Origin of the sequence: Mesorhizobium sp. M0317, from assembly GCF_040321555.1 — a bacterium.
In the GTDB taxonomy this organism is placed as follows: Bacteria; Pseudomonadota; Alphaproteobacteria; order Rhizobiales; family Rhizobiaceae; genus Mesorhizobium.
The window spans coordinates 1-24,203 of record NZ_JAMYRV010000037.1 but is presented as its reverse complement, the minus strand read 5'-3'; the positions used below and the strand labels follow the sequence as shown (position 1 = coordinate 24,203).

The following is a 24,203-nucleotide window of genomic DNA, read 5'->3' as shown; positions in this document are numbered from 1 at the left end:
CATGACCAAACGCGTCGAGGGGCGGAGAAGGATCGAACTTTCTTCAAGCTTTGTCGGAAACTGGATCGCGGGCGCGGCCGACAGCCGCTCGGTGCGGCGCCGCCTGATGGCGGTGCTGCGCATGGCTCACCGGGTTCTTGGATTCGGTCGCAAGAATATGGGTCTGGGAACATTGGGAAGCGGCACCAGCGTGCGTTCGGCTCTGGCCTGTGGCGTGAGCCCGGCCAGCGTGCTCGGCGGCCTGGCCGCGATCGCCGCGCTCGGCCTCGCCACACCGGCCCAGGCACAATATCAGGCTGGCGGCGGTTCGGCGACCGGCGGCAACGCCGTCGCCATCGGTAACGGCGCCGCGACGAATGGCAATAACAGCGTGGCGTTGGGCAGTTCCAACAGTGCAACGGGCGACGGCACGATCGCCATCGGCTATGCGATGGGTGTCAATGGCCTCAATTCCATAGGCATAGGTGTCTTCGCAGGCGCAACCGGCGTCAATGCCCTCGCCGTGGGCGGGAACGCCAAGGCCAACGGGGACGCAGCAAGCGCTATTGGCGTCAATTCGGTTGCAACCACAAGCGCGGCCGCTTTTGGCAATAATGCGCGTGCCGACGGAGTCAACTCGACCGCGATCGGCCCTGTTACCCGGGCGACCGGATTGCGCGCCACCGCGCTCGGGTTCGGGGCAACGGCATCCGGCGTGGATTCGATTGCCCAAGGTAACAGCGCTGTCGCAAGCAACCAGAATGCCGTCGCCATTGGATTCCAGGCGACCGCGACCAGCATCAACTCCATCAACATTGGCGGGCGCACCCTCGCGGGATCAGGCGCGCTCTCGCAGGGCGCCATCGCCCTTGGTACGGATGTCACGGCAAATCAGCAAAACACCGTTGCCATAGGCGTCCTGACCAAAGCGACCGGAACGAGCGCAACGGCGATGGGCAACACCGCCAGTGCCTGGGGCAACCAGTCCATCGCATTCGGCGTCGGCGCACTGGCGGGTGTTCAGGCCAACACCGCACTGCCCAACAGCATCGCGATCGGCACGAATTCGGTCTCTTCCGGCGCTTCTGCCGTCGCGCTCGGCACCGCCGCGAAAGCATCTTCCGCCGATGCCGTTGCGATGGGAAGCAACGCCAGTGCGTCGACCCAATACGGCGTCGCAATCGGCCTGAATGCGGCAGCCTCCGGTACAGGCGGAGCGATGGCACTTGGCCAAGGTACGATCTCGAGCGGTGTCAATTCCGTTGCCCTCGGCGTCCAGGCCAGTGCCACCGGGGCAGGCGCCAATGCCTTGGGCACCTTGTCCGTTGCTTCGGGAGGCAATTCCACAGCCCTCGGCACCAGTTCCACGGCCAGCAACAACTATGCGACAGCCGCAGGCTGGGGATCTGTCGCCAGCGGCGCTGATTCCGCTGCCGTAGGACGTGAGGCCGTCGCGTCGGCGCTTGACGCAACGGCGATGGGGTACATATCCAAGGCCTCGGGCCAATACAGCACCGCCGTCGGCGCCAACGCAAACGCCACCGCCACGTCCAGCACGGCGATCGGCCAGAACGCGTTTGCAACCGGCGTTCAAGCATCCGCTTTCGGCGTAGGAGCGAATGCCGGCGCCCAGAATGCGGTTGCGCTGGGCGCCCTCTCCACCGCCAGCGCCACGAGCGCCATCGCCGTGGGCAACAACGCCAAGGCGGATTCGGCCGAAGCGGTCGCCATGGGCACCAATGCGGTGGCAACCGGCGGCAAGGCCGTCTCCATCGGTTCGGGCAACACGGCTTACGGCAACGGCGCGGTCTCCATCGGCGATCCGAGCTATGCCAGCGGCACCGGCGCCTTCACCGGCGGCGCCAACAACATCGCCAACAGCGACGGCACGGCAACCGCCACAGCCGCAAACCAGGCCGCAGGCGCGGTTGCCATCGGCAACAACAACAAGGCCGTCGGGCAAGGCTCCGTGGCGCTGGGCAATGGCTCGACGGCGGGTGCAGCCGGCCTTGCCGGCAATGTCGCGCTGGGCAACGGCGCGACGGCGACGGCAAGCTCCGGCGACGTAGCGCTCGGTTCGGGCTCGGTGACCGCGACGGCGGTCGGCACCAGCGGCGCGACGATCGGCGGCACGGCCTACAGCTTCGCCGGCACGACGCCGACGAGCACTGTCAGCGTCGGCGCGCTCGGCGCGGAGCGGACCATCACCAATGTCGCGGCGGGCCGGCTCAGCAATTCGTCGACCGACGCCATCAATGGCTCGCAGCTCTTCGCCACCAACCAGCAGGTGACGCAGAACACGACGGCCATCGCCGCCAACACCGCCGACATCACCAATCTCGGCAACACGATCAACAGCATCAGCACCGGTGGCGGCATCAAGTATTTCCACGCCAATTCGACGGCGGCGGACTCGTCCGCAACGGGCACGGACTCCGTTGCTATCGGACCAGTCGCGACCGCGACGGGGACAAACGCCATCGCGGCCGGCACCAATTCGAGCGCCTCCGACGCCAACGCCTCGGCCTTCGGCAGCGGCGCCGTCGCATCGGCGCTTGACGCAACGGCGATGGGATACATCTCCAAGGCCTCGGGCCAATACAGCACCGCCGTCGGTGCCAACGCCAATGCCACAGCCACGTCCAGCACCGCGATCGGCCAGAACGCGTTTGCAACCGCCTTTCAAGCGACCGCTCTCGGCGTAGGAGCGAATGCCGGCGCCCAGAATGCAATCGCGCTGGGCGCCCTCGCCAACGCCAGCAACGCCGGCGACGTGGCGCTCGGCTCGGGCTCGGTAACCGCCGCGGCGGTCGGCACCGCCGGCACGACGATCGGCGGCGTCGCCTACAACTTCGCCGGCACGACGCCGGCAAGCACCGTCAGCGTCGGCGCGGTCGGCGCGGAACGCACCATCACCAATGTCGCGGCGGGCCGGCTCAGCAATTCGTCGACCGACGCGATCAACGGCTCGCAGCTCTTCGCCACCAACCAGCAGGTGACGCAGAATACGACCGACATCGCCGCCAACACCGCCGACATCACCAATCTCGGCAACACAATCAACAGCATCAGCACCGGCGGCGGCATCAAGTATTTCCATGCCAATTCGACGCTGGCGGATTCCCAGGCCCTGGGGACGGATTCCGTTGCGGTCGGCCCGAATGCCGTGGCCAACAATGCCGGCGACGTTGCGATCGGCGCGAATGCGGTGTCGACCGTGACCACGGCGGTCGGCGGCACCACGATCGGCGGCGTTGCCTACACCTTCGCCGGCGCGACGCCCGCGGGTGCATTCTCGGTCGGCTCGGTGGGCGCCGAACGCCAGATCCAGAACGTCGCGGCCGGGCAGTTGAGCAACTCCTCGACCGATGCGGTCAACGGCTCGCAGCTGTTTGCGACCAACCAGCAGGTGACGCAGAACACCACCGATATCGCCGCCAATACTGCTGACATCACCAATCTCGGCAATTCGATCAGCAATATTGCCGGCGACACCTCGCTGGCCTACACCGACGCCAATGGCGACGGCATCCGCTATGTGCGCACCAACGACAGGACGCTTGCCGTCGCGGACTCCTTCGCGCAAGGGATCGGCTCTTCCGCCCTGGGCTACCAGGCGACCGCGAGCGCCGACAATGCGCTGGCGCTCGGCCGCGACACCCAGGCCAGCGTCATCGGCGGCGTGGCGCTTGGCGCCGGCTCGGTTTCGGATCGGGCGGTCGCGCCCGTATCGGGGTCGATCCTCTCCGGCACCGGCCTCATTCCCTACAACACCGCGGACATGAGCCTGCTCGGCGCCGTCTCGGTCGGCACCTCCACCTCCTATCGCCAGATCATCAACGTGGCCGACGGCACGCAGGACCAGGACGCGGTCACGCTTCGCCAGTTGAAGGGCGCGCTGAGCTCGTTCGCGGTGACGGGGAGCCTGTACTTCCATGCCAATTCGACGGCAGCGGATTCGCTCGCGGTCGGCGTCGATTCGGTTGCGGTCGGTCCGCGCACCACCGTCAATGGCGACAATGGCATCGGCATCGGCAACGGCGCCATCGTGCAGCAGACGGCGCCGGGAGGCATCGCGATCGGCCAGAATTCGACGGTCAACCAGGCCGACAGCATCGCCCTCGGCACCAACGCGACCACCAACGGAGCGCAGGCGGTGGCGCTCGGCGCCGGCGCAAAGGCCAACGAGCCGGGCAGCGTCGCGCTCGGCGCGGGCTCGACGACGGCGGCGGCGGTCGCCACCACCGGCACCACGATCAACGGCGTTGCCTATACCTTCGCCGGAACAGCTCCGACCAGCACGGTCAGCGTCGGCACCGTCGGCAACGAGCGCACCGTCACCAATGTCGCGGCGGGCCGGATCAGCGGCACCTCCACCGACGCCATCAACGGCAGCCAGCTCTTCGCCACCAACCAGGCGGTCGAAGCCATGCAGGGTAGCGTCGGCGACCTGAATCAGTTCGCCGTCCAGTACGACAAGGACGGGAACGGCAACAAGTCCAACTCGATTACCCTTGCCGGCGGCGACCCGAACACGCCGGTGGTCATCCACAATGTCGGGCCGGGCGTTGCCAACACCGATGCGGTCAATGTTCAGCAGTTCAACAGCGGGTTAGCACTCAACCTAGACAATTCGAAGAACTACACCAACCAGGTGGCGGCCACCACGCTGCAGCAAGCCAATGCGTATGCGGACTCCAAACTCAGCCAGCTCAACATGGACATGGGAGAGGTCAGGGGCGAGGCGCGCCAGGCTGCGGCAATCGGCTTGGCGGCCGGCTCGCTGCGCTACGACGATCGTCCCGGCAAGCTGAGCGTGGCCGCCGGCGGAGGCTATTGGCGCGGTGAAGGCGCCCTGGCCTTCGGCGCCGGCTACACCAGCGAGGAAGGACGTGTTCGAGCGAACCTGTCCGGTACGACGGCAGGCGGACACTGGGGTGTCGGCGCGGGCGTCAGCCTTACGCTGAACTAGAGCCCGGCCATGATCAGGCAGGCAGTCCTTGCTGTCGCGATATCCATGACGTCAATGCTCCTGTCCGGCCCGTTAGCGGCCGGGCAGGAAGCAATCCCTTCCGGCTACAGGGTAAAACCTTCCGACGTAGCGATCCCTGCGGATGCGAAGCTTGGCGAATATCAACGGACCACCCGTCCGTTCGAGAACTGGACGCTGATCTGCGACGAGAACCTGAAGGCGCGCCAAAAGGTCTGCAATGTCACCCAGATCATCGAGGACCAGGCAGGACAGGTTGCGTTCAGCTGGTCGCTTGCCGCCACCAAGGAAGGCAACCCCTACATCATCTTGCGCGCCCCGCCGATCGCCAAGAGCGACGCTCCTGTCTCGCTGACATTCGAGGGGCGCAAGGAGCCGATAAAAATTCAACTCGACGGATGCAATCAGGCCGTCTGCGTCGGCATGCTGCCGGTTGGTCCGATCATGCGCGAACAGATTTCGAAGGCCGCGGCATCCGTCATCTCCTTCCCGACCACGGATGGCAGGACGATCAACGTAACCGCGACCCTCAAGGGCTTGGCCGCGGCCGTTGCGGCGATCAATTGACGAGGCAATCGCGATGAACCAGCAATCGATCCATGACCGGATAATGTCCCGCAACCAGGGAAAGGATGCTGTCCGGGTCGGCATCGAAGACCGGAGCAGACCGCAACGAAACCGCGCGAGGACCGCTGTCTTCTCGTTGCTCGCCATTGCCGTCGTCGCCACGGCCGGCTTCGCGGCCATGCGCTACGACCTGCTCCACAATTTACTGCCGCAGCCGGCGGTCGCGGAGACCAACCAGCCCAATCCGGCCCTGGCCGAGACGCCATTTCTGCAACACGCCAAAGAGGCAGGCTTGCAGTCTTGTTCCAACATTTTCCCAGCCCTTGGGCAGATGCTGACGACCGGCACGACGTACAGCGTCCAGTCGATCTGGAACAACGAGGCCCCCGACAAACACCTCGTGGAAGCCTTGGTCGGCATGAACTACGCTACACAGGGCTACAGCGGCCCGGCGGCAGGTCTGGTGTTCGCGGCACCCACCGCATCCGTTTGCGAAGGTACGATGGTCAGGGTGGCGCCATTCGCGGCCAATTGCGCCGATGTTCCGGCCCTGCTTCCGAAAGACAGCAAGCTCGCCAACAATCTTGGACAAATCAGCGTCTATGAACTGGCCAATGGAGGGGGCAACGCGATGCTGCTGCCAACCGGCAACAGCTGCGTCGTCATTTCCGTGGCCTCGGCAGCAGGTAAACAAGGAGGCGTACAATGAGGGTGAATTCCGCCATTGCGGCGATCGGCATGCTGTTGCTTTGCGCCGGGCGGCTGGGCGCGGCGGACCTAGCCCCGGCGGCGGACGTGCCCGAGCCGCCGGCCCAGGAGGAGAGAGGCATCTGGGCGGCGATCGCCTATTCGAGCCCCGACGAGAAGCACGGCTTCTTTTGGGGCGCCGACAAGCGGCAGGAGGCGATGGACATCGCGCTGAAGCATTGCCAGAACGCCGGCGGCGGCAGCTGCGCCGTGGTCAGCGTATTCCGCAATCATCGCCATTGGGACGATGACGACAACACCGGCTTTCCCTACAAGCATTGCGGCGCCCTCGCCGTAGGCGAGAAGCCGGAAGGGCGGCTGACCAGTTGGGGCGCCGAGACGGCGCAAACACGCCGGGATGCCGAAGACCTGACACTGCAGGCGTGCGAGCGGAACGGACAAAAATGCAAGATCCGCGAGTGGGTGTGCACATGACGCATCAGAGCGAAGCAGCGGAACGCCAATCGAGGCGCATGTTTGCACTCAGCGTAGCGCCGTGCTCAAGCGGGGTCAGCCCTTTGCCGTGATGCGCATCGACGGTATGCGACACCGGCTCGAAGCAGAAGAAATCGGCATCCTGCGACGGCGAATAGAGGATGAAGACGTCGAGCAATGGCGAGGCGGTGAGCGAGATGGCGATCCTGTCCTCGGGCTGGGTGATCCTGGCGCGGCGGTCCCAGCCGTCGAAGGCGTTGTTGACCCAGCTTCGCGGCAACAGGGAGGCGTTCGAGAAATTCCACGCGGGGTAATCGGCCACCGGCGCCACGCCGACCGGCAGATGATGCTTGTCCTCCAGCCAGACCCGCGCCGCCTTCGCCTCGAGCGTCGTTCCGGCGCTGCGCGGGAACCACGGATGAAAGCCGAGCCCGTAAGGCAGGCGAATGCCGGTGCGATTCTCCACCGTGAGCGTGGCATCCAAGGCCCCGTCATGCAGCGCATAGGCGACCCGCGCCGTATATCGGTAGGGGCCGATTTCACCGGCGTCGAGGACCAGTTCTGCCTCGGTGGCGCTGTGGCTGGCAATCCGCCACTCCCTCTGGAAGCCGTCGCCATGGATTGGAAAGGCCTCCCCCGGCACGTTCGGCTCGATCGCATGGAAGCGGCCGTCGAAGGCGAAACCGCCGCCTGAGATGCGGTTCGACCAGGGAACCAGAAGCTGGCAGCCGGAGGCGCCGGTGCCATCGTCGGGGCGGAGCAGCGGCACCGTTGCGCCGCAGACCAGTGCGTCGAAGCGGGCGATCGCTGCGCCCTTTTGCGGCGCCAGGACCAGACGAGCGCGGTCGTCGCGCAGTTCCAGGAGGCCGGCCATCCCTACCAACCGCCGTCAATAGCGATATTTTGGGCGCTGATCATGTCCGAGGCGGGCTGGCCGACACTTTTCACCGCCCCCTGGACAGGCTGCCCAGAATCCCGCGCACGATCGCGCGGCCGACCGACGAGCCGACCGAGCGCACCACCGCCTTGATCGCGGCTTCGGCCACCGTCTGGCGGTTGGACGGGCGCGGCGCCGGGGCGCGGCGACCGCCTGATTGCGGCGGCGGCGGATCGTCATTGCCGAAGCCCGGAATGGTCCAGCGCGAGCGGCCAGTGTCGGCCTGCTGCGCCTGCTCGTCCTGCGCGCCCATGGCTTTCTTCTGCAGCATCTCGAAGGCCGATTCGCGGTCGATGGTCTGGTCGTACTGGCCGGCGACCGGGCTCTGGTCGATCAGCTTGCGGCGCTCGTCCGCTGTGATCGGGCCAAGCCTAGACGATGGCGGCCGGATCAATGTCCGCTGCACCATGGACGGCACGCCCTTGACCTCCAGCGTCGAGACCAGCGCCTCGCCGGTGCCGAGCTGGGTGATGGCGGTGGCGCAGTCGAAATCGGGATTGGGCCGGAAGGTGTCGGCGGCGGTCTTGACCGCCTGCTGCTCACGCGGCGTATAGGCGCGCAGCGCGTGCTGCACACGGTTGCCGAGCTGGGCGAGAACCTTTTCAGGGATGTCCAAAGGGTTCTGCGTGACGAAATAGACACCGACGCCTTTCGAACGGATCAAGCGAACCACCTGCTCGACGCGGTCGATCAGCACCTTCGGCGCATCGTCGAAAAGCAGATGCGCCTCGTCGAAGAAGAACACCAGCTTCGGCCTTTCGGGATCGCCGACCTCGGGCAATTCCTCGAACAGCTCCGACATCAGCCAGAGCAGGAAGGTGGCGTAGAGCCTGGGGTTCATCATCAATCTGTCGGCAGCGAGCACGCTGATGGCGCCGCGGCCGTCGCGGGTGGTGCGCATGATGTCGGCGATGCGCAAAGCCGGTTCGCCGAAGAAATGCGCCGCGCCCTGCTGTTCCAGCACCAGAAGCGTGCGCTGGATTGCGCCGACCGACGGCTTGGTGACATTGCCGTAGCGCGAGCTGATCTCGTCGGCGCGCGCTGCGATGTTGGCCAGCAGTGCTTGCAGATCCTTCATGTCGAGCAGCAGCAGGCCATCCTCATCGGCGATGCGGAAGGCGATGTTCATGATGCCTTCCTGCGCTTCGGAGAGGTTCATCAGCCGCGACAGAAGCAGCGGCCCCATTTCCGAGACGGTGGCGCGGATCGGATGGCCCTGCTCGCCGAACAGGTCCCAGAAGATGACCGGGAATTCCTGGAAGTCGTAAGGGTCGAGCTTGACCTGCTCGGCCCGCTTGACCAGGAAATCCTGCGCCTTGCCCATCATGGCAATGCCGGACAGGTCGCCCTTGATATCGGCGCAGAACACAGGCACGCCGGCATTGGAAAACCCCTCGGCCAGGATCTGCAGGCTGACTGTCTTGCCGGTGCCGGTGGCGCCGGTGATCAGGCCATGGCGGTTCCCATATTGCAGCAAGAGCTGTTCGGCGCGCTGATAGCTGTCGTCGGGCTTGCGGCTGGCGCCGAGGAAAATGCTGGTGTCGTCAGCCATATGACCATGTCTCCGCAAACTGATGTGTTAAAAGCCTGTGGCCGTGCCGCAGGGTATAGTCAGGCCATTGCGCAGCGACAATGCTATTCTCCAATTGGGCTATCCATCCAGTTGGCTATTCATCCAGATTGGGCCAATCGTCTAAATTGAACCAATCCTCCAAATCGGTTTTTGGAACTTGCGGATTTTGCCGCTGTTTGGCAATCGTTCCATGGTTCGTCCACGCAGGCTGCCCTATGTCAGGGAAGCGAATCCCAACCGCGCAAGCGCATTGCATTGCGATATCTGGCAGGGAACCGTAGACTGGACGGCTGACGCTGGTGCGGCCGCATAAAAACGAGGAACATGGATGGGCGCCGGAGCCTTGACCAGGACTGTCGAACCCGCTGACGTCGAGCGCCAGCGTTGGCTGGCCTTGGCCGAAAAGGCGCTCGCCGGCGCCTCCTTCGAGGAAAAACTGGTCTCGCATACCGACGATCAGATTCGCATCGAACCGCTCTACGATCGCGCCGCCGGCGCCGAGCCGCTTGTGCGCGCCAACCCCAAATTGCCCTGGATCGTCAGCCAGCGCATTGACGATCCCGATATCGGCCGCGCCAAGGCGCAGGCCCTGGACGATGTGGCACAAGGCGCGACGGGATTGTCGCTTGTCTTCGAGGGTGCTCCGAATGCGTTCGGCTATGGCCTGCCAAGGACGGCGCAGGCGCTGGAAACGGTGCTGGATGGCGTACCGCTCAACCGCACGCAGATCCGCATCGACGCCCATCCCTGGAGCCGTGCCGTCGCCGACTGGCTGGTGGCGTTCCTGAGCAAGCGCCGCTCCGACCCGGCAAAGCTGAACCTCTCCTTCGGCATCGACCCGGCGGCAATCTTTGCCGGTACCGGCCGGCTGCGCATGTCGATCGAGGCGTTGCAGGCATCGATGCCGCAATCGCTGGCGCATTTCTTCTCGCTGGGCGTGCCGGGTGTGCTGCTGGAGGCCGACGGGCGGGTGTTCCACAATGCCGGCGCCACGGAAGCGCAGGAACTCGGCACCATGCTCGCTTCCGCCGTGTCATACCTCAGGATGTTCGAGGATGCGCGCCAGCCGCTTGTCTATGCCGCTCCCCATATCGGCTTTGCGCTGAGCGTCGACCAGGACCAGTTCCTGTCGATGGCCAAGGTCCGGACCTTGCGCAGGCTGTGGGCGCGCATCCAGGAAACCTGTTCCATCCCGGCATCGACAGCCAACATCCATGCCGAGACGTCGTTCCGCATGATGACGGCGGCGGATCCCGAAACCAACATCCTGCGCACCACCATCGCTAGCTTTGCAGCGGCAGCAGGCGGCGCGGACTCGATCTCCATCCTGCCACACACCATCGCCCTCGGGCTGCCGGCCGGCTTTGCCCGCCGCATCGCCCGCAATGCGCAGTTGATCATGGCCAATGAAAGCCATATCGACCATGTCGCCGACCCAGCATTTGGGTCGGGCGCAGTCGAGGCGCTGACCCTGGGCCTGTGCGAAGCGGCGTGGGAAGAGTTCCAGCGGATCGAAGCGGAAGGCGGCGTTCTGGCAAGCCTGCAGCAAGGGCATATCCAGAAGCGCGTCAAGGCAGCATCCGAGCGCCGCGCCGAGGCCTACCGGTCGGGTGAACGGGCAATCATCGGCACCACGCTTTACCCGCTGAAAAACGATGCCCCGGTCGAGACGCTGGCGGCTGAGCGGCGGCCGCCTTTCACAGAGGGCGTGGCGGTGTGCGAGGCGCTGTTTCCGGTCCGCATCGACCAGGCAATCGGAGCCGCACAGTGATCCCGGATTTCAGCCACATTGGCTGGTCGGCGCCACGGCGCGCGCCGGTCGAGGTCAAGGGCCAGCGGCTGACGCCGGAAGGTATCGCCGTCAAGCATCTCTACAGCCAGGGCGATCTCAAGGGGCTGCCGCATCTCGACACCTATCCGGGAATGCCGCCCTTCGTGCGCGGTCCCTACCCGACCATGTATGTCCAGCAGCCGTGGACGATCCGGCAATATGCCGGCTTCTCGACGGCCGAGGAATCCAACGCCTTCTACCGGCGCAATCTCGCCGCCGGCCAAAAGGGCCTTTCGGTCGCTTTCGATCTGCCCACCCATCGCGGCTATGACAGCGACCATCCGCGCGTTGCCGGCGATGTCGGCATGGCGGGCGTGGCCATCGATTCCATCCTCGACATGCGGCAATTGTTCGACGGCATTCCGCTGGGCGAGATGACGGTGTCGATGACCATGAACGGCGCGGTGCTGCCGATCATGGCGCTCTATATCGTCGCGGCCGAAGAACAGGGCGTTGCTCAGAAGGATCTCGCCGGCACCATTCAGAACGACATTCTGAAGGAGTTCATGGTCCGCAACACCTACATCTATCCGCCGAAGCCCTCGATGCGGATCGTGTCTGACATCTTCTCCTATACCTCCCAGCACATGCCGAAGTTCAATTCGATCTCGATCTCCGGCTATCACATGCAGGAGGCCGGCGCGACCGCGGACCTGGAGCTCGCCTACACCATCGCCGACGGCATCGAATATGCCCGCGCCGGCGTCGCCGCCGGGCTCGACATCGACCGTTTCGCCCCGCGGCTTTCCTTCTTCTGGGCGATCGGCATGAACTTCTTCATGGAGATCGCCAAGCTCCGCGCGGCGCGCCTGTTGTGGGCGACCCTGATGCAGAAGAATTTTGCACCGAACGACGAACGCTCGCTGTCGCTGCGCACCCATTGCCAGACCTCCGGCTGGTCGCTGACGGCGCAGGACCCCTACAACAACATCACCCGCACCATGATCGAGGCGATGGCGGCGACGCAGGGACATACCCAGTCGCTGCACACCAACTCCTTCGACGAGGCGATGGCGCTGCCGACCGACCACTCGGCGCGCATCGCCCGCAACACGCAGTTGATCCTGCAGAAGGAATCCGGCACCACCCGCATCATCGATCCGTGGGGCGGCTCGGCCTATATCGAACGGCTGACGCACGATCTGGCGGCGCGTGCGCTCGCCCATATCGAAGAGGTCGAGGCGCTTGGCGGCATGGCGGCAGCAACCGAACAGGGCATTCCAAAACTTCGCATCGAGGAAGCGGCGGCGCGCACGCAGGCGCGTATCGATTCCGGCGAGCAGATACTGGTTGGCGTAAACGCGCATCGCCCCGAGAACGACATCGACGTCGACGTGCTGAAGATCGACAATGCCGAGGTCAAGGCCCGGCAATTGTCGAAGCTGCAGAACCTGAAAGGCACGCGCAATGTCGGCGCGGTCGAGAGCGCGCTCGATGCGCTGACCCGCGCTGCGCAGGGTAACGAAAACCTGCTGGAATTTGCCATCCGCGCCGCGCGCGCCAATGCCACGGTCGGCGAGATCTCGCTGGCGCTCGAAAAAGTCTTTGGCCGTCACGTCGCCTCGGTGCAAACGATCTCCGGCGTTTATCGCAATGCGCTCGGCGACAATCTGACGGTCGACCGATTGCTGGAGAAGCTCGAAGCTTTCGAGAAGAAGTCCGGCGGCAAGCCGCGCATCCTGGTCGCAAAGATGGGACAGGACGGCCACGACCGTGGCCAGAAGGTGATCGCCACGGCCTTCGCCGATCTCGGCTTCGACGTGACGGTCGGCGCGATGTTCCAGACACCCGAGGAGATCGCCAGGCTGGCGGTGGCGCAGGACGTCCATATCATCGGCGCCTCGTCGCTGGCGGCGGGGCACCTGACACTGATCCCCGAATTGCGTGATGCGCTGAAGAAACTCGGCCACGCCGACATACTGATCGTCGCCGGCGGCGTCATCCCGCCGCAGGACTATGACGCGGTGCTGGAAGCTGGCGCCGCGGAGATCTTCCCGCCAGGCACGGTTATTCCGGAGGCTGCGGATCGGTTGCTGGACCGGCTGCTGGCGAGCTGATGGAAAACAGTTGCACTGCTTATCAAAGTTGCGTTACAGTATCGGGCGCAACCTATGGTATAGCTATGAACACCATCATTCACGGACTTGAGGACGGATCGGGCGTTGTAATCCTGCCGCGGGAAACGCTCGACAGCTTGAGCCTGCAAGTGGGCGATGAACTCCAGATCATCGAAACCGACGACGGCATCATCCTAAGGCCGGTGCCGTGTGACGACGTCGAACGGCAAATGCGTGCTGCTCGCGATGTCATGGACAAGTATGAGCCCGCGTTGCGAAAGCTGGCTGTGCAAATAGGGTGAGCTGGCGTCAGGCGTCCGACAGCTTGACGATTTCCCATTCCTTGCCGTTGACGCTTGCGACGTCGCCGACCTTCTTGCCGAACAGCGCCACGGCCATTGGCGAGACGTGTGAGATGCTGCCCTTTGAGGGGTCGGCCTCGTCCTCGCCGACGATCTTCCAGTGCACTTTCTTGCGGTCATCGCTTTCCAGCGTGACACCCATGCCGAAGCGCACCTGGTCGCTGCCCGGTTCCGGCACGGAAAGCTCGGCGCTTTCGCGGCGCGCTGTCCAGTAGCGCAGGTCGCGCGAGACGACGGCAATGCGCTCGCGATCGGCTTTTCGCTCGGCTTTCGCCAAAATGTCGCGCAGATCGGCCAGATTGTCCTCGATCATCGCCAGGCCGCGCTCCGTCACCAGATTGCGGTGTTGGCTGATCGGCCGCTCGCCGATGCCGGCAATGGCGTTTTCGCTGTCTTCCTCGCGGGTAAAAGCCCTGCTCATCGGATAAACTTAGGCCCGCTTCGGCGACTGTACAAGCCACTTGCCGGACCCGGTCATTGGCCGGACTATCGCCGAGCGGAGACCTATGCGGCTGGCCCAATTCCTGCGAAGAACCATTTCATCGCAGGGATCTGTGCCGATGTTGAACAGACGAACGCTTCTCAAGGGGACTGTCGGCTTTGCGGTGCTCGGCGTTTCGCTGGACAACGCCTTGGCGAAGACGGCAGCGCTTGGCTCGATCAATGCCGCCGAGCTTGGCGTGGAGCCGGACGCACCGGACGACCAGAGCAAGGCCTTCGCCACGATGCTAGCCGAGGCAAGCCAGCGCAATGCGCCGGTGTTCCTGCCGCCGGGCACCTATGTCGTGTCCAACCTGACTCTGCCCGCCCGCGTCAGGCTTTCGGGCGTGCCGGGCGCCTCGCGCATCCTCTATGGCGGCAATGGCCATTTGCTGACGGCCGAACAGGCCGAGCATATAGAGTTCACCGCATTGGTCTTCGACGGCGCCAACGGCGGGTTGGCCGACGATGCGCAAGGCCTGCTCGACCTGCGCCGCGTCGCCCATCTCGTCATCGACAATTGCACGATCACCGGCAGCGGCAAGCATGGGCTGGCGCTGGAGCATGCGTCGGGCCGCATCGAGCGGTCCGAGATTTCGGGGGCTGCGGACGCCGGCATCTACTCCGTCGAGGCCGCTGGCCTGGCGATATCCGACAACACCGTATCCGACTGTGGCAATGGCGGCATTCTTGTGCATCGCTGGCAGCAGGCCGAGGACGGCACGATCGTCAGCGGCAACCGCGTGCAGCGGATCGGCGCGCGCAGCGGCGGCACCGGGCAGAACGGCAATGGCATCAACGCATTCCGTGCCGGCAATGTCTCCGTCACCGGCAACATCGTCTCGGACTGCGCCTTCTCGGCGATCCGCGCCAACAGTTCCAGCAATCTGCAGATGACCGGCAACACCTGCTCGCGGTCGGGCGAAACGGCGCTCTATTCCGAATTCTCCTTCGAAGGCGCCATCATCGGCAACAACATCGTCGATGGTGCCGCTAACGGCATCTCGATCGTCAATTTCAACGACGGCGGCCGTATGGGTGTCTGCTCGAACAACATCGTGCGCAACCTCTCGGCCACCGGCCCCTACCCCGCCGACGCGCCGGGCTTCGGCGTCGGTATCAGCGTCGAGGCCGACGCCACCGTCTCGGGCAATGTGATCGAGAACGCGCCGCTCTACGGCATGCAGATCGGCTGGGGCGCTTATATGCGCAATGTTGTGGCGACGGGAAACATCATCCGTCAGGCCGGAACCGGCATCGCCGTCACTGTGGTAGAAGGCGCTGGAAACGCCATCATTTCCGACAACGTCATCGACGGCGCCAAGAACGGCGCCATCATCGGCCAGCGCTGGGCCGAACCGGCGACCGGCGACCTCGCGCGGTCAAGCGTAAGCGGCTATGCGCATCTGACGGTTGAGCGAAACAGGGTCAGCTGAGCGCCGTCGTCGGCCGCAGCGAGCCGGCCTTGGCGCCGATGCGGCTTTCGATCGGCGGATTGGCCCGCTCCAGAAGGTTCGCCTCCAGTGCGCCGTCGGCGCTGAGAAGTTTTGCCAGCACAGCGGCAATCATCACCTCGGCGGCGCGGCCGGCGCCGTCATCACATTTTAGCGCGATGCCGAGGCCAAGCTCCGGAACGGCGGCGCAATAGACACCCTCGGCGCCCGTCTTGACGAATATGCGGCCGGGCGCGGCCTGCATCAGCGCCACATCCACTTTGCCGGTGCCGGCGACCAGGAAAGGCTCGGCCATACAGGCAGACAGCAGGCGTTTGGCCGCCTTGGCGCGCTCAGGGCCAAGGCTCCTGCCCGTCGCCATGCGGGCAAAGCCCAGCGCAAAGCTTTTCAGCGGCACGGCATAGGTGGGGATCGAGCAGCCATCGGTTGCCCGGTGATCCGCATCGTGGGCAGCGCCGGTCACCGCCTGCATGGCGTCGCGCACCATCTCCTGCAAAGCATGGCTGGCCTTGACGTAGCCCTGATGGGCAATTCCAGAGTGCACGCAGGTGCAGAGAAAGCCGGAATGCTTGCCGGAGCAATTGTTGTGCAGCGCGTTCGGAGAGACGCCTGTGCGGGCCAGTGCGATCGTCGCGTCGTGGCTCGACGGCCAATGGGCGCCGCATTCCAGCGCCGACTCGTCGAGGCCGGCCTTGGCCAGCATCGCCTGCGCCAGTTCGACATGCGCGGGTTCGCCTGAATGTGAAGCGCAGGCCAGCGCCAGTTCGCGGTCGCCGAAGCCATAGGCATCGGCGGCACCCGTTTCGACCAGCGGCAGCGCCTGGATCGCCTTGACCGCCGAGCGCGGAAACACCGGCCGCGCCGTATCGCCGATCTCCAGGACAGGCTTGCCGTCCCCGTCGAAGATTGCGACAGCACCGCGATGGGCGCTCTCGACGATCGCGCCGCGCAAGACCTCGACCAGAACCGGATTTGTCATCACCACGCCCCAAAAATACGGGCCGCTTCTACCTGATCCGGTCGAGGATGGAAACGTAGTTGGCGACGGCCGCCCCCCCCATATTGAAGATGCCGCCGAGCGTTGCCCCCAGCACCTGGATGCCGCCTGCTTCGCCGGTCAACTGCATGGCGGTCAGCACATGCATCGACACACCGGTGGCGCCGATCGGATGGCCCTTGGCCTTCAGCCCGCCCGAAGGATTGACCGGCAGCCTGCCGTCTTTTGCAGTCGTGCCGTCTAGCGCCAGCCTGCCGCCCTCGCCCGGCTTGGCCAGGCCCATCGCCTCATATTCGATCAGCTCGGCAATGGTGAAGCAGTCATGCGTCTCGACGAAGGAGAGGTCGTCGAGCGTCACGCCGGCCTTCTTCAAAGCCTGGTTCCAGGCCTGCTCGCAGCCTTCGAAGGACAGGATGTCACGCTTCGACATCGGCAGGAAATCCTGGACATGCTCGTTGGCGCGGAAGGCGACGGCGCGGCGCATCTTCAACGCCGTCGAGGTGTCGGTCAGCACAAGGGCGGCGGCGCCATCGGAAACCAGGGAGCAGTCGGTGCGCTTCAGCGGACCGGCGACGAAGGGGTTCTTCTCGCTTTCCTGGCGGCAGAATTCGTAGCCGAAATCCTTGCGCATCTGCGCGTACGGATTGTCGACGCCGTTCTTGTGGTTCTTGGCGGCGATCATCGCCAGCGCATCCGACTGGTCGCCATAACGCTGGAAATAGGCCTGTGCGATCTCGCCGAAGACGCCGGCAAAGCCGGCCGGCGTGTCGCCCTCCTCCGGCAGATAGGAAGCCTTGAGCAGGTTCTTGCCGATCTCGGGTCCGGGCGTCGTCGTCATCTGCTCGGCGCCGACCACCAGCACGATGCGGGCGGCATTGGCGTCGATGGCGCGGATGCCTTGGCGAACCGCTGCCGAACCGGTGGCGCAGGCATTCTCGACGCGGGTCGCCGGCTTGAAGCGCAGCCGATCATCGGCCTGCAGCACCAGGCTGGCGGTAAAATCCTGCGGCGAAAAGCCGGCATTGAAATGGCCGAGCACAATCTCGTCGACCTCGTCCGGACCGATGCCGGCATGGTCGAGCGCGTCGACCGCGACCTTGGTGATCAGGCCTTCCAGCGTCTCGCCTTCCAGCTTGCCGAAGCGCGAATGCGCCCATCCGACGATGCATGCGGTCATGGCAACCTCCGTTTGCCGCAAGCCTAACATGTCTAAGCGCGGCATTAGCCTCTAATATTGTTCAACAGTGAACTGTTTTCCAGTCCAAGGGATGGGCCAGAGCGACATGATCGGTTGATCCGAGCGCGAGTTTTTTATTGATTGATCCGTCAATAAAAAATAATCTCTGTTTTGATCTGGATCTCCCCAATGCCGAAAGTCGGAATGGAACCGTTGCGCCGCAAGGCGCTCATCGACGCGACGATCTCGGCGATCGGCGAGCGCGGCTCGCTTGATGTGACCATGTCGGAGATCGCCGGACGTGCCGGTGTATCCTCAGCCCTCGCCCATCATTATTTCGGCGCCAAGGACGAGCTCCTTCTGGCGACGATGCGGCACATTCTGGCCGAACTGACCATCGACATGCGGCGTGCCCTGCAATCCGCCGGCTCGCCGCGCGAACGCGTCTCGGCGGTGGTCGCCGTCAACTTCTCCGACATCCAGTTCCGGCCGGAAACCATCGCGGCCTGGCTCGCCTTTTATGTCGAGGCGCAGAAATCATCGGCCTTGCGCCGGCTGCTCAGGGTCTATGCGCGGCGGCTGCATTCCAACCTGATGAGCGGACTGATCGGCATACTGCCGCGCAACGAAGCCGACCGCGCGGCGGAAGCGGTCGCGGCGATGATCGACGGGCTGTACATCAGGCGCGCGCTGAAGGACGGCGTGCCGGATGCTCAAACCGCGATCGCGCTGGTCGAAGATTATCTCGAAATCAAACTCGGCGGGCGACAGACACAGTGACAGCCTCAGTGATATCAAGGCGACCCAACATCCTGATCGTCATGGTCGATCAGCTCAACGGCACGCTGTTTGCGGACGGGCCGGCGGACTTCCTGCATGTGCCGCATCTCAAGGCGCTGGCCGCACGCTCGGCGCGCTTCGGCAACAACTACACGGCCTCGCCGCTTTGCGCGCCGGGCCGCGCCGCCTTCATGAGCGGGCAATTGCCGTCGCGCATCCAGGTCTATGACAACGCCGCCGAATTCGCTTCCTCGATCCCGACCTATGCGCATCATCTGCGCGGCGCCGGCTACTACACTTGCCTATCGGGCAAGATGCATTTCGTCGGCCCTGACCAGTTGCACGGTTTCGAGGAGCGGCTGACCACCGACATCTATCCCGCCGATTTCGGCTGGACGCCGGATTACCGCAAGCCCGGCGAGCGCATCGACTGGTGGTATCACAATCTGGGCTCTGTCACCGGCGCCGGCGTTGCCGAGATCACCAACCAGATGGAGTATGACGACGAGGTCGCCTTCCACGCGGTGCAAAAACTTTACGATCTTGCCCGCACCTCCGAGGACGAGGCCAGCCGGCCCTGGTGCCTGACGGTTTCCTTCACCCACCCGCACGACCCCTATGTCGCACGGCGGCAATATTGGGATCTCTATGAAGACTGTCCGGCGCTTGAGCCGGAGGTGGGATTCATCCCCTATGCCAATCAGGACCCGCATTCGCAGCGGCTCTACCGGGCCAGCGACTACGACAGTTTCAACATCACACCCGAGCAGATCCGCCGCTCGCGGCGCGGCTACTACGCCAACATCTCCTATCTCGACGACAAGGTCGGCGAGATGGTGTCGGTGCTGGAACGCACGCGCATGCTGGACGACACGGTCGTCCTGTTCTGCTCCGACCATGGCGACATGCTTGGCGAGCGCGGCCTGTGGTTCAAAATGAACTTCTTCGAAGGTTCGGCGCGGGTGCCGCTGATGATCGCCGGCAAGGGTATTCCTGCCGGGCTGGTCGAGGCGCCGGTCTCCAACCTCGACGTGACGCCGACACTGTGCGATCTCGCCGGCATCGACATCTCTGCCATCGCGCCGTGGACCGATGGCCAGTCGCTGCTGCCGTTGCTTGATGGCGGACAGCGCACCGCGCCGGTGCTGATGGAATATGCCGCCGAGGGCTCCAACGCGCCGTTGGTGGCGATCCGCGACGGCCGCTACAAATTCATCCATTGCGAGATCGACCCGCCGCTTCTGTTCGATCTCGAAGCCGATCCGCAAGAACGCACCAATCTTGCCACCGATCCGGCGCATGCCGATCTGGTGGCGGCCTTCACGGGAGCCGTGCGAGCGCGCTGGGACATGACGGCATTCGATGCCGCGGTGCGCGTCAGCCAGGCGCGGCGCTGGGTGGTTTATCCCGCGCTGCGCAACGGCACGCATTACCCCTGGGAATTCCAGCCACTGCAGAAGGCGTCGGAACGCTACATGCGCAACCACATGAACCTCGACAATCTCGAGGAACAGAAACGCTTTCCGCGAGGCGAATGATGACAATTGTCCCCTCCCTCGAGCACCTCAGACAGGCCTATGCCGTGACGTCGAAGGCGACGCAGATCACGCCTTTGCTGGAATCGACAGCCTTGGCCAAGGAGACGGGTGCGGCCCGCGTCTTTATCAAGCCGGAATCGCTGCAATGGGCGGGATCGTTCAAGGTGCGCGGGGCCTATTGGCGGTTGAAGCGGCTGTCGCCGGATGAGGCCAGAAAAGGCGTCGTCGCCTACTCCTCCGGCAATTTCGCGCAAGGGTTGGCGGCTGCCGGCCAGGCGCTCGGCATTCCCGTCACCATCGTCATGCCGATCGACGCGCCGGCCGCCAAGCGCGATGCGACCGCAGGCTATGGCGCGCGCGTCGTGCTGACAGATCATGGCGAGCGCGCCCGTGAAGAGGTCGCAGCCGCCAAGGCCCGCGAGATTGCCGAGACCGAAGGGCTGGCGTTGCTGCATCCATTCGACGATCCGGAGATCGTTGCCGGCCAGGCCGGCGCCGGGCTCGAAGCACTCGAACAACTCGAGGCAAAGGACGCCAGTGCCGACCTTCTGTTCTGCTCGGTCGGCGGTGGTGGGCTGATCGGCGGCGTCTCGCTCGCCTTCCACTATCTGTCGCCGGCAACCGAGATCATCGGCGTCGAACCGGAAGGCTTCAACGGCATGGGTTCATCGCTAGCGCATGGCGCCATCGAGACCATGCCGATCGCGCCGAAGTCGATCTGCGACGGGCTGATGTCGCGGCGGCCGGGCGACGCGCCGTTTGCGGCGGTCAAGACCGCCGGCGTGCGCGGCATCACCGTCGATGATGCCTCCGTGCGGCGGGCAATGAAGATCGCCTTCGAACGGATGAAGCTGGTGCTCGAGCCATCGGGCGCCGCCTCTCTGGCGGCGCTGCTCGGCGGCAAGGTGGATGTGACGGGTAAAGCGGTCCTGGTTGTGGCTACCGGCGGCAATGTCTCGCTCGCCGATTTTATTTCGCATATGAACGATGGGCGCATGTGAACCATGCTTGAAGCAGACTTCGTCATCATCGGCTCCGGCTCGGCCGGCTCGGCCATGGCCTACCGGCTGTCGGAAGACGGCAAGCATTCGGTGATCGTCATCGAGTTCGGCGGCACCGATATCGGGCCGCTGATCCAGATGCCGTCGGCGCTGTCGATCCCGCTCAACATGAGCCTTTACGACTGGGGCTTTGCCAGCGAACCGGAGCCGCATCTCGGCGGCCGCGTGCTGGCGACGCCACGCGGCAAGGTGATCGGCGGCTCGTCCTCGATCAACGGCATGGTCTATGTCAGGGGCCACGCACGCGACTTCGACCACTGGGCCGAACAGGGGGCGGCCGGCTGGGGCTTCGCCGACGTGCTGCCCTATTTCAAGCGCATGGAGGACAGTGACGGGGGCGAGGACGGCTGGCGCGGCCACGGCGGCCCGCTGCACGTCCAGCGTGGCCCGCGCAAGAATCCGCTCTACGGCGCCTTTGTCGAGGCCGGCCGCCAAGCCGGGTTCGAACTGACCGACGACTACAATGGTTCGAAGCAGGAAGGCTTCGGGCCGATGGAGCAGACCATACGCGGCGGCCGCCGCTGGTCGGCCGCATCAGCCTATCTGAAGCCGGCGCTCAAGCGGCAAAATGTCAGCGTGATCAAAGGCTTCGCCCGTCGTGTGATTATCGAGAATCAGCGCGCTGTCGGCGTCGAGATCGAAGCTCACAAACAGATTCAGGTCGTTAAGGCGCGACGTGAGGTGATCGTTGCCGCATCATCGATCAATTCGCCCAAGATCCTGATGCTATCCGGTATCGGCCCGGCCGCGCATCTCAAGGAGAACGGCATCCAGGTCGTGGCCGACCGGCCCGGTGTCGGCCGCAATCTGCAGGATCATATGGAGCTCTACATCCAGCAGGAATCGACCCAGCCGATCACGCTGAATTCGGTTCTCAACCCATTCTCCAAGGCTCTGATCGGGGCGCAGTGGCTGTTCTTCAAGACCGGCCTCGGTGCCACCAACCATTTCGAGGCCGCGGCCTTCGTGCGCTCGCAGGCCGGCGTCGACTACCCCGATATCCAGTACCACTTCATCCCGGCGGCGGTGCGCTATGACGGCAAGGCGGCGGCGAAGGCGCATGGCTTCCAGGCGCATGTCGGGCCGATGCGGTCGAAGTCGCGCGGTTCGGTGACGCTGCGCTCGCCCGACCCGAAAGCGACGCCGGTCATCCGCTTCAACTACATGTCGCATCCAGACGACTGGACCGAGTTCCGCCACTGCATCCGGCTGACCCGCGAGATCTTCGGCCAGAAGGCTTTTGACGGCTTCCGCGGCAAGGAAATCTCGCCGGGTTCGCATGTCCAGTCGGACGAGGATCTCGACGCCTTCATCCGGGATCATGCCGAGAGCGCCTATCACCCGTGCGGCACCTGCAAGATGGGTCGGGCCGATGACATCACGAGCGTCGTCGATCCGGAGTGCCGCGTCATCGGCATCGACGGGTTGCGGGTCGCCGACTCCTCGATCTTTCCGCGCGTCACCAATGGCAATCTCAACGCGCCCTCGATCATGACCGGCGAAAAGGCCTCCGACCACATTCTCGGCCGCACGCCGCTGGCGCCATCCAACCAGGAACCCTGGATCAATCCGCGCTGGCAGGTGGCGGATCGATAGGGCATTGTCCGGCGGACTGCTCCGCAATAGCGAATACATCTGGAGAACAGCATGCGCGCCCAGCCAACGGCATCGCACTATGTCAACGGCCGCTACATCGAGGACGAAGGCGGCGCGCCGCTGCCGGTGATCTATCCGGCGACCGGTGAGGTCATCGCCACTTTGCATTCGGCGACTCCGAACGTGCTGGAGCTCGCCATCGAAGCCGCGCGGGCCGCACAACCGGCCTGGGCGCGGATGAAGCCGGTCGAGCGTGGCCGCATCCTGCGCCGCGCCGCCGACATTTTGCGCGCGCGCAACGCCGATCTGGCGCGGATCGAGACGCTCGACACCGGCAAAGCGATCCAGGAGACGCTGGTGGCGGATGCACTATCGGCCGCCGACTGCCTCGAATATTTCGGCGGCGCGGTTGCCGCCTTCAACGGCGAGGCGATCGATCTTGGTGGACCTTTTGCCTATACGCGCCGCGAGGCGCTCGGTGTGTGCGTCGGCATCGGCGCCTGGAACTATCCGATCCAGATCGCCGGCTGGAAATCCGCCCCGGCGCTCGCCATGGGCAACGCCATGGTATTCAAGCCTTCGGAGAACACGCCGCTGTCGGCGCTGGCGCTGGCCGAGATCTACTCAGAGGCGGGCCTGCCCGACGGGCTGTTCAACGTCGTGCAAGGCTATGGCGAAGTCGGCGCCGGCCTCGTCGGCCATGATGTCGTTGCCAAGGTTTCGGTGACCGGCTCGGTGCCGACCGGCCGCAAGGTGCTGTCGCTCGCCGGTTCGAAGATGAAGCATGCGACGATGGAACTCGGCGGCAAGTCGCCGCTGATCGTGTTCGACGATGCCGATCTCGAAAACGCCATCGGCGGCGCCATGCTCGGCAATTTCTATTCGAGCGGGCAGATCTGCTCCAACGGCACGCGTGTTTTCGTACAAAGCGGCATCCATGACCGCTTCGTCGACCGGCTGGTCGAGCGGACGAAAAAGATCCGCATCGGCGATCCGCTCGATCCTGAGACGCAGATGGGGCCGCTGGTCAACAAGGCGCAGCAGGAGAAGGTCGTTTCCTACATCGCGGCCGGCAGGCAGGATGGAGCAACGCTCGCCTGCGGTGGCAACGTGCCGTCGCTGCAAGGGTTCGATGGCGGCTTCTTTGTAGAGCCAACCGTGTTCACCGGTGTCACCGATAAGATGCGCATTGCGCGCGAGGAGATTTTCGGGCCGGTGATGAGCGTGCTGAAGTTCGACGGCGAGGACGAGGTGATCGACCGCGCCAACGACACCGAATTCGGCCTCGCCGCCGGCGTCTTCACCCGCGACCTGCAGCGCGCTCATAGGGTGATCGCCGAACTGCAGGCCGGCACCTGCTGGATAAACGCCTACAATCTGACGCCGGTGGAAATTCCGTTTGGCGGGGTGAAGCAATCCGGCATCGGGCGCGAGAACTCGCTGGCGGCTTTAGCGCTCTATTCGCAGCTGAAGGCGGTGTATGTCGAGACCGGGGATGTAGCGAGCCCGTATTGAGGGTTGGCGGGCAGCGACCCCCCCAGCCCCCGCCAGGGCCGCGGGGGGGGGGCCGGCCCCCCGGTCAAAAAAAACACCCCAAAGAGAGAGGGGCAGAAACTGGTGGGTGATTATAAAAAAGACGCCA

Annotated in this window: 18 protein-coding genes; 13 read left to right on the top strand and 5 right to left on the bottom strand. The window is 64.6% G+C overall.

All coding sequences use genetic code 11. The features are described from left to right. The first annotated feature begins 1 nt into the window (after position 1). The 4 genes from NKI88_RS22885 to NKI88_RS22870 are packed head-to-tail and all read left to right on the top strand — an operon-like array spanning position 2 to position 6,718. Complete coding sequence (locus tag NKI88_RS22885; protein ID WP_352657402.1) at positions 2–4,951, top strand: YadA-like family protein; 4,950 nt, start codon at positions 2–4, stop codon at positions 4,949–4,951. Between the two features lie 9 nt (positions 4,952–4,960). Next, positions 4,961–5,536 (top strand): invasion associated locus B family protein, encoded by a 576-nt coding sequence (locus NKI88_RS22880; RefSeq protein ID WP_352657399.1) that lies wholly within the window; start codon positions 4,961–4,963, stop codon positions 5,534–5,536. Positions 5,537–5,549: 13 nt separating this feature from the next. Continuing rightward, the gene (locus tag NKI88_RS22875) at positions 5,550–6,245 is read left to right on the top strand and encodes a hypothetical protein (RefSeq protein ID WP_023727661.1); all 696 of its coding nucleotides are present in this window, start codon (positions 5,550–5,552) and stop codon (positions 6,243–6,245) included. Then, entirely contained in the window at positions 6,242–6,718 is a 477-nt protein-coding gene (locus tag NKI88_RS22870) for a DUF4189 domain-containing protein (RefSeq protein ID WP_023687219.1), read from the top strand. Before NKI88_RS22875 ends, NKI88_RS22870 begins: the two co-directional genes overlap by 4 nt. A 4-nt stretch (positions 6,719–6,722) precedes the next feature. On the opposite strand, the gene NKI88_RS22865 is transcribed toward NKI88_RS22870, so the two are convergent. Both NKI88_RS22865 and NKI88_RS22860 read right to left on the bottom strand, forming a co-directional pair. Next, the gene (locus NKI88_RS22865) at positions 6,723–7,592 is read right to left on the bottom strand and encodes an aldose 1-epimerase (RefSeq protein ID WP_352657396.1); all 870 of its coding nucleotides are present in this window, start codon (positions 7,590–7,592) and stop codon (positions 6,723–6,725) included. 70 nt (positions 7,593–7,662) lie between these two features. After that, positions 7,663–9,207 carry a helicase HerA-like C-terminal domain-containing protein gene (locus tag NKI88_RS22860; protein WP_352657394.1) on the bottom strand — a complete coding sequence of 515 codons (1,545 nt, stop codon included), beginning with the start codon at positions 9,205–9,207 and terminating at the stop codon, positions 7,663–7,665. Positions 9,208–9,556: 349 nt separating this feature from the next. Between NKI88_RS22860 and NKI88_RS22855 the strand changes: the two genes are divergently transcribed. From NKI88_RS22855 to NKI88_RS22845, 3 genes are all read left to right on the top strand, one after another. Beyond that, the gene (locus tag NKI88_RS22855; RefSeq protein WP_352657392.1) at positions 9,557–10,999 is read left to right on the top strand and encodes a methylmalonyl-CoA mutase subunit beta; all 1,443 of its coding nucleotides are present in this window, start codon (positions 9,557–9,559) and stop codon (positions 10,997–10,999) included. Further along, a complete protein-coding gene (scpA, locus tag NKI88_RS22850) occupies positions 10,996–13,116 on the top strand; it encodes a methylmalonyl-CoA mutase (RefSeq protein WP_352657389.1) in 2,121 nt (706 codons plus the stop codon). Before NKI88_RS22855 ends, scpA begins: the two co-directional genes overlap by 4 nt. A gap of 65 nt (positions 13,117–13,181) precedes the next feature. Then, complete coding sequence (locus tag NKI88_RS22845) at positions 13,182–13,418, top strand: AbrB/MazE/SpoVT family DNA-binding domain-containing protein (RefSeq protein WP_023698162.1); 237 nt, start codon at positions 13,182–13,184, stop codon at positions 13,416–13,418. A 7-nt stretch (positions 13,419–13,425) separates the two neighbouring features. On the opposite strand, the gene greA is transcribed toward NKI88_RS22845, so the two are convergent. Beyond that, positions 13,426–13,899 (bottom strand): transcription elongation factor GreA, encoded by a 474-nt coding sequence (greA, locus tag NKI88_RS22840; RefSeq protein ID WP_023698161.1) that lies wholly within the window; start codon positions 13,897–13,899, stop codon positions 13,426–13,428. Positions 13,900–14,038: 139 nt separating this feature from the next. Here greA and NKI88_RS22835 point away from each other — a divergent pair, with 139 nt between their 5' ends. Beyond that, positions 14,039–15,394: a TIGR03808 family TAT-translocated repetitive protein gene (locus NKI88_RS22835; protein WP_352657385.1), complete on the top strand. Its 1,356-nt coding sequence runs from the start codon at positions 14,039–14,041 to the stop codon at positions 15,392–15,394. Here the strand turns inward: NKI88_RS22835 and NKI88_RS22830 are convergent. Next, positions 15,387–16,391: an asparaginase gene (locus NKI88_RS22830; RefSeq protein WP_352657382.1), complete on the bottom strand. Its 1,005-nt coding sequence runs from the start codon at positions 16,389–16,391 to the stop codon at positions 15,387–15,389. The two genes, NKI88_RS22835 and NKI88_RS22830, sit on opposite strands and share 8 nt — an antisense overlap. Before the next feature lie 28 nt (positions 16,392–16,419). Then, the gene (locus tag NKI88_RS22825) at positions 16,420–17,586 is read right to left on the bottom strand and encodes an acetyl-CoA acetyltransferase (protein ID WP_352657379.1); all 1,167 of its coding nucleotides are present in this window, start codon (positions 17,584–17,586) and stop codon (positions 16,420–16,422) included. A gap of 189 nt (positions 17,587–17,775) precedes the next feature. Between NKI88_RS22825 and betI the strand changes: the two genes are divergently transcribed. The 5 genes from betI to betB are packed head-to-tail and all read left to right on the top strand — an operon-like array spanning position 17,776 to position 24,076. Next, complete coding sequence (gene betI, locus NKI88_RS22820; protein WP_023670745.1) at positions 17,776–18,366, top strand: choline-binding transcriptional repressor BetI; 591 nt, start codon at positions 17,776–17,778, stop codon at positions 18,364–18,366. 8 nt (positions 18,367–18,374) lie between these two features. Next, positions 18,375–19,904, top strand: a complete 1,530-nt coding sequence (gene betC, locus NKI88_RS22815) for a choline-sulfatase (protein ID WP_352512414.1) — start codon at positions 18,375–18,377, stop codon at positions 19,902–19,904. Further along, positions 19,901–20,905 carry a threonine/serine dehydratase family protein gene (locus NKI88_RS22810; protein WP_023732057.1) on the top strand — a complete coding sequence of 335 codons (1,005 nt, stop codon included), beginning with the start codon at positions 19,901–19,903 and terminating at the stop codon, positions 20,903–20,905. The genes betC and NKI88_RS22810 overlap by 4 nt, the downstream gene beginning before the upstream one ends. 3 nt (positions 20,906–20,908) lie before the next feature. Continuing rightward, positions 20,909–22,561 (top strand): choline dehydrogenase, encoded by a 1,653-nt coding sequence (gene betA, locus NKI88_RS22805; RefSeq protein ID WP_352657375.1) that lies wholly within the window; start codon positions 20,909–20,911, stop codon positions 22,559–22,561. A gap of 51 nt (positions 22,562–22,612) precedes the next feature. After that, complete coding sequence (gene betB / locus NKI88_RS22800; RefSeq protein ID WP_023709830.1) at positions 22,613–24,076, top strand: betaine-aldehyde dehydrogenase; 1,464 nt, start codon at positions 22,613–22,615, stop codon at positions 24,074–24,076. Positions 24,077–24,203 lie beyond the last annotated feature (127 nt).

Bases quoted from the DNA above. Each gene is read 5' to 3' on its own strand.
- NKI88_RS22825 (WP_352657379.1), bottom strand. From the start codon at position 17,586: ATGACCGCATGCATCGTCGGATGGGCGCATTCGCGCTTCGGCAAGCTG.
- NKI88_RS22855 (WP_352657392.1), top strand. From the start codon at position 9,557: ATGGGCGCCGGAGCCTTGACCAGGACTGTCGAACCCGCTGACGTCGAG.
- NKI88_RS22875 (WP_023727661.1), top strand. From the start codon at position 5,550: ATGAACCAGCAATCGATCCATGACCGGATAATGTCCCGCAACCAGGGA.
- NKI88_RS22845 (WP_023698162.1), top strand. From the start codon at position 13,182: ATGAACACCATCATTCACGGACTTGAGGACGGATCGGGCGTTGTAATC.
- greA (WP_023698161.1), bottom strand. From the start codon at position 13,899: ATGAGCAGGGCTTTTACCCGCGAGGAAGACAGCGAAAACGCCATTGCC.
- NKI88_RS22865 (WP_352657396.1), bottom strand. From the start codon at position 7,592: ATGGCCGGCCTCCTGGAACTGCGCGACGACCGCGCTCGTCTGGTCCTG.
- NKI88_RS22835 (WP_352657385.1), top strand. From the start codon at position 14,039: ATGTTGAACAGACGAACGCTTCTCAAGGGGACTGTCGGCTTTGCGGTG.
- NKI88_RS22860 (WP_352657394.1), bottom strand. From the start codon at position 9,207: ATGGCTGACGACACCAGCATTTTCCTCGGCGCCAGCCGCAAGCCCGAC.
- NKI88_RS22810 (WP_023732057.1), top strand. From the start codon at position 19,901: ATGATGACAATTGTCCCCTCCCTCGAGCACCTCAGACAGGCCTATGCC.
- NKI88_RS22870 (WP_023687219.1), top strand. From the start codon at position 6,242: ATGAGGGTGAATTCCGCCATTGCGGCGATCGGCATGCTGTTGCTTTGC.
- betB (WP_023709830.1), top strand. From the start codon at position 22,613: ATGCGCGCCCAGCCAACGGCATCGCACTATGTCAACGGCCGCTACATC.
- NKI88_RS22885 (WP_352657402.1), top strand. From the start codon at position 2: ATGACCAAACGCGTCGAGGGGCGGAGAAGGATCGAACTTTCTTCAAGC.
- betI (WP_023670745.1), top strand. From the start codon at position 17,776: ATGCCGAAAGTCGGAATGGAACCGTTGCGCCGCAAGGCGCTCATCGAC.
- NKI88_RS22830 (WP_352657382.1), bottom strand. From the start codon at position 16,391: ATGACAAATCCGGTTCTGGTCGAGGTCTTGCGCGGCGCGATCGTCGAG.
- betA (WP_352657375.1), top strand. From the start codon at position 20,909: ATGCTTGAAGCAGACTTCGTCATCATCGGCTCCGGCTCGGCCGGCTCG.
- NKI88_RS22880 (WP_352657399.1), top strand. From the start codon at position 4,961: ATGATCAGGCAGGCAGTCCTTGCTGTCGCGATATCCATGACGTCAATG.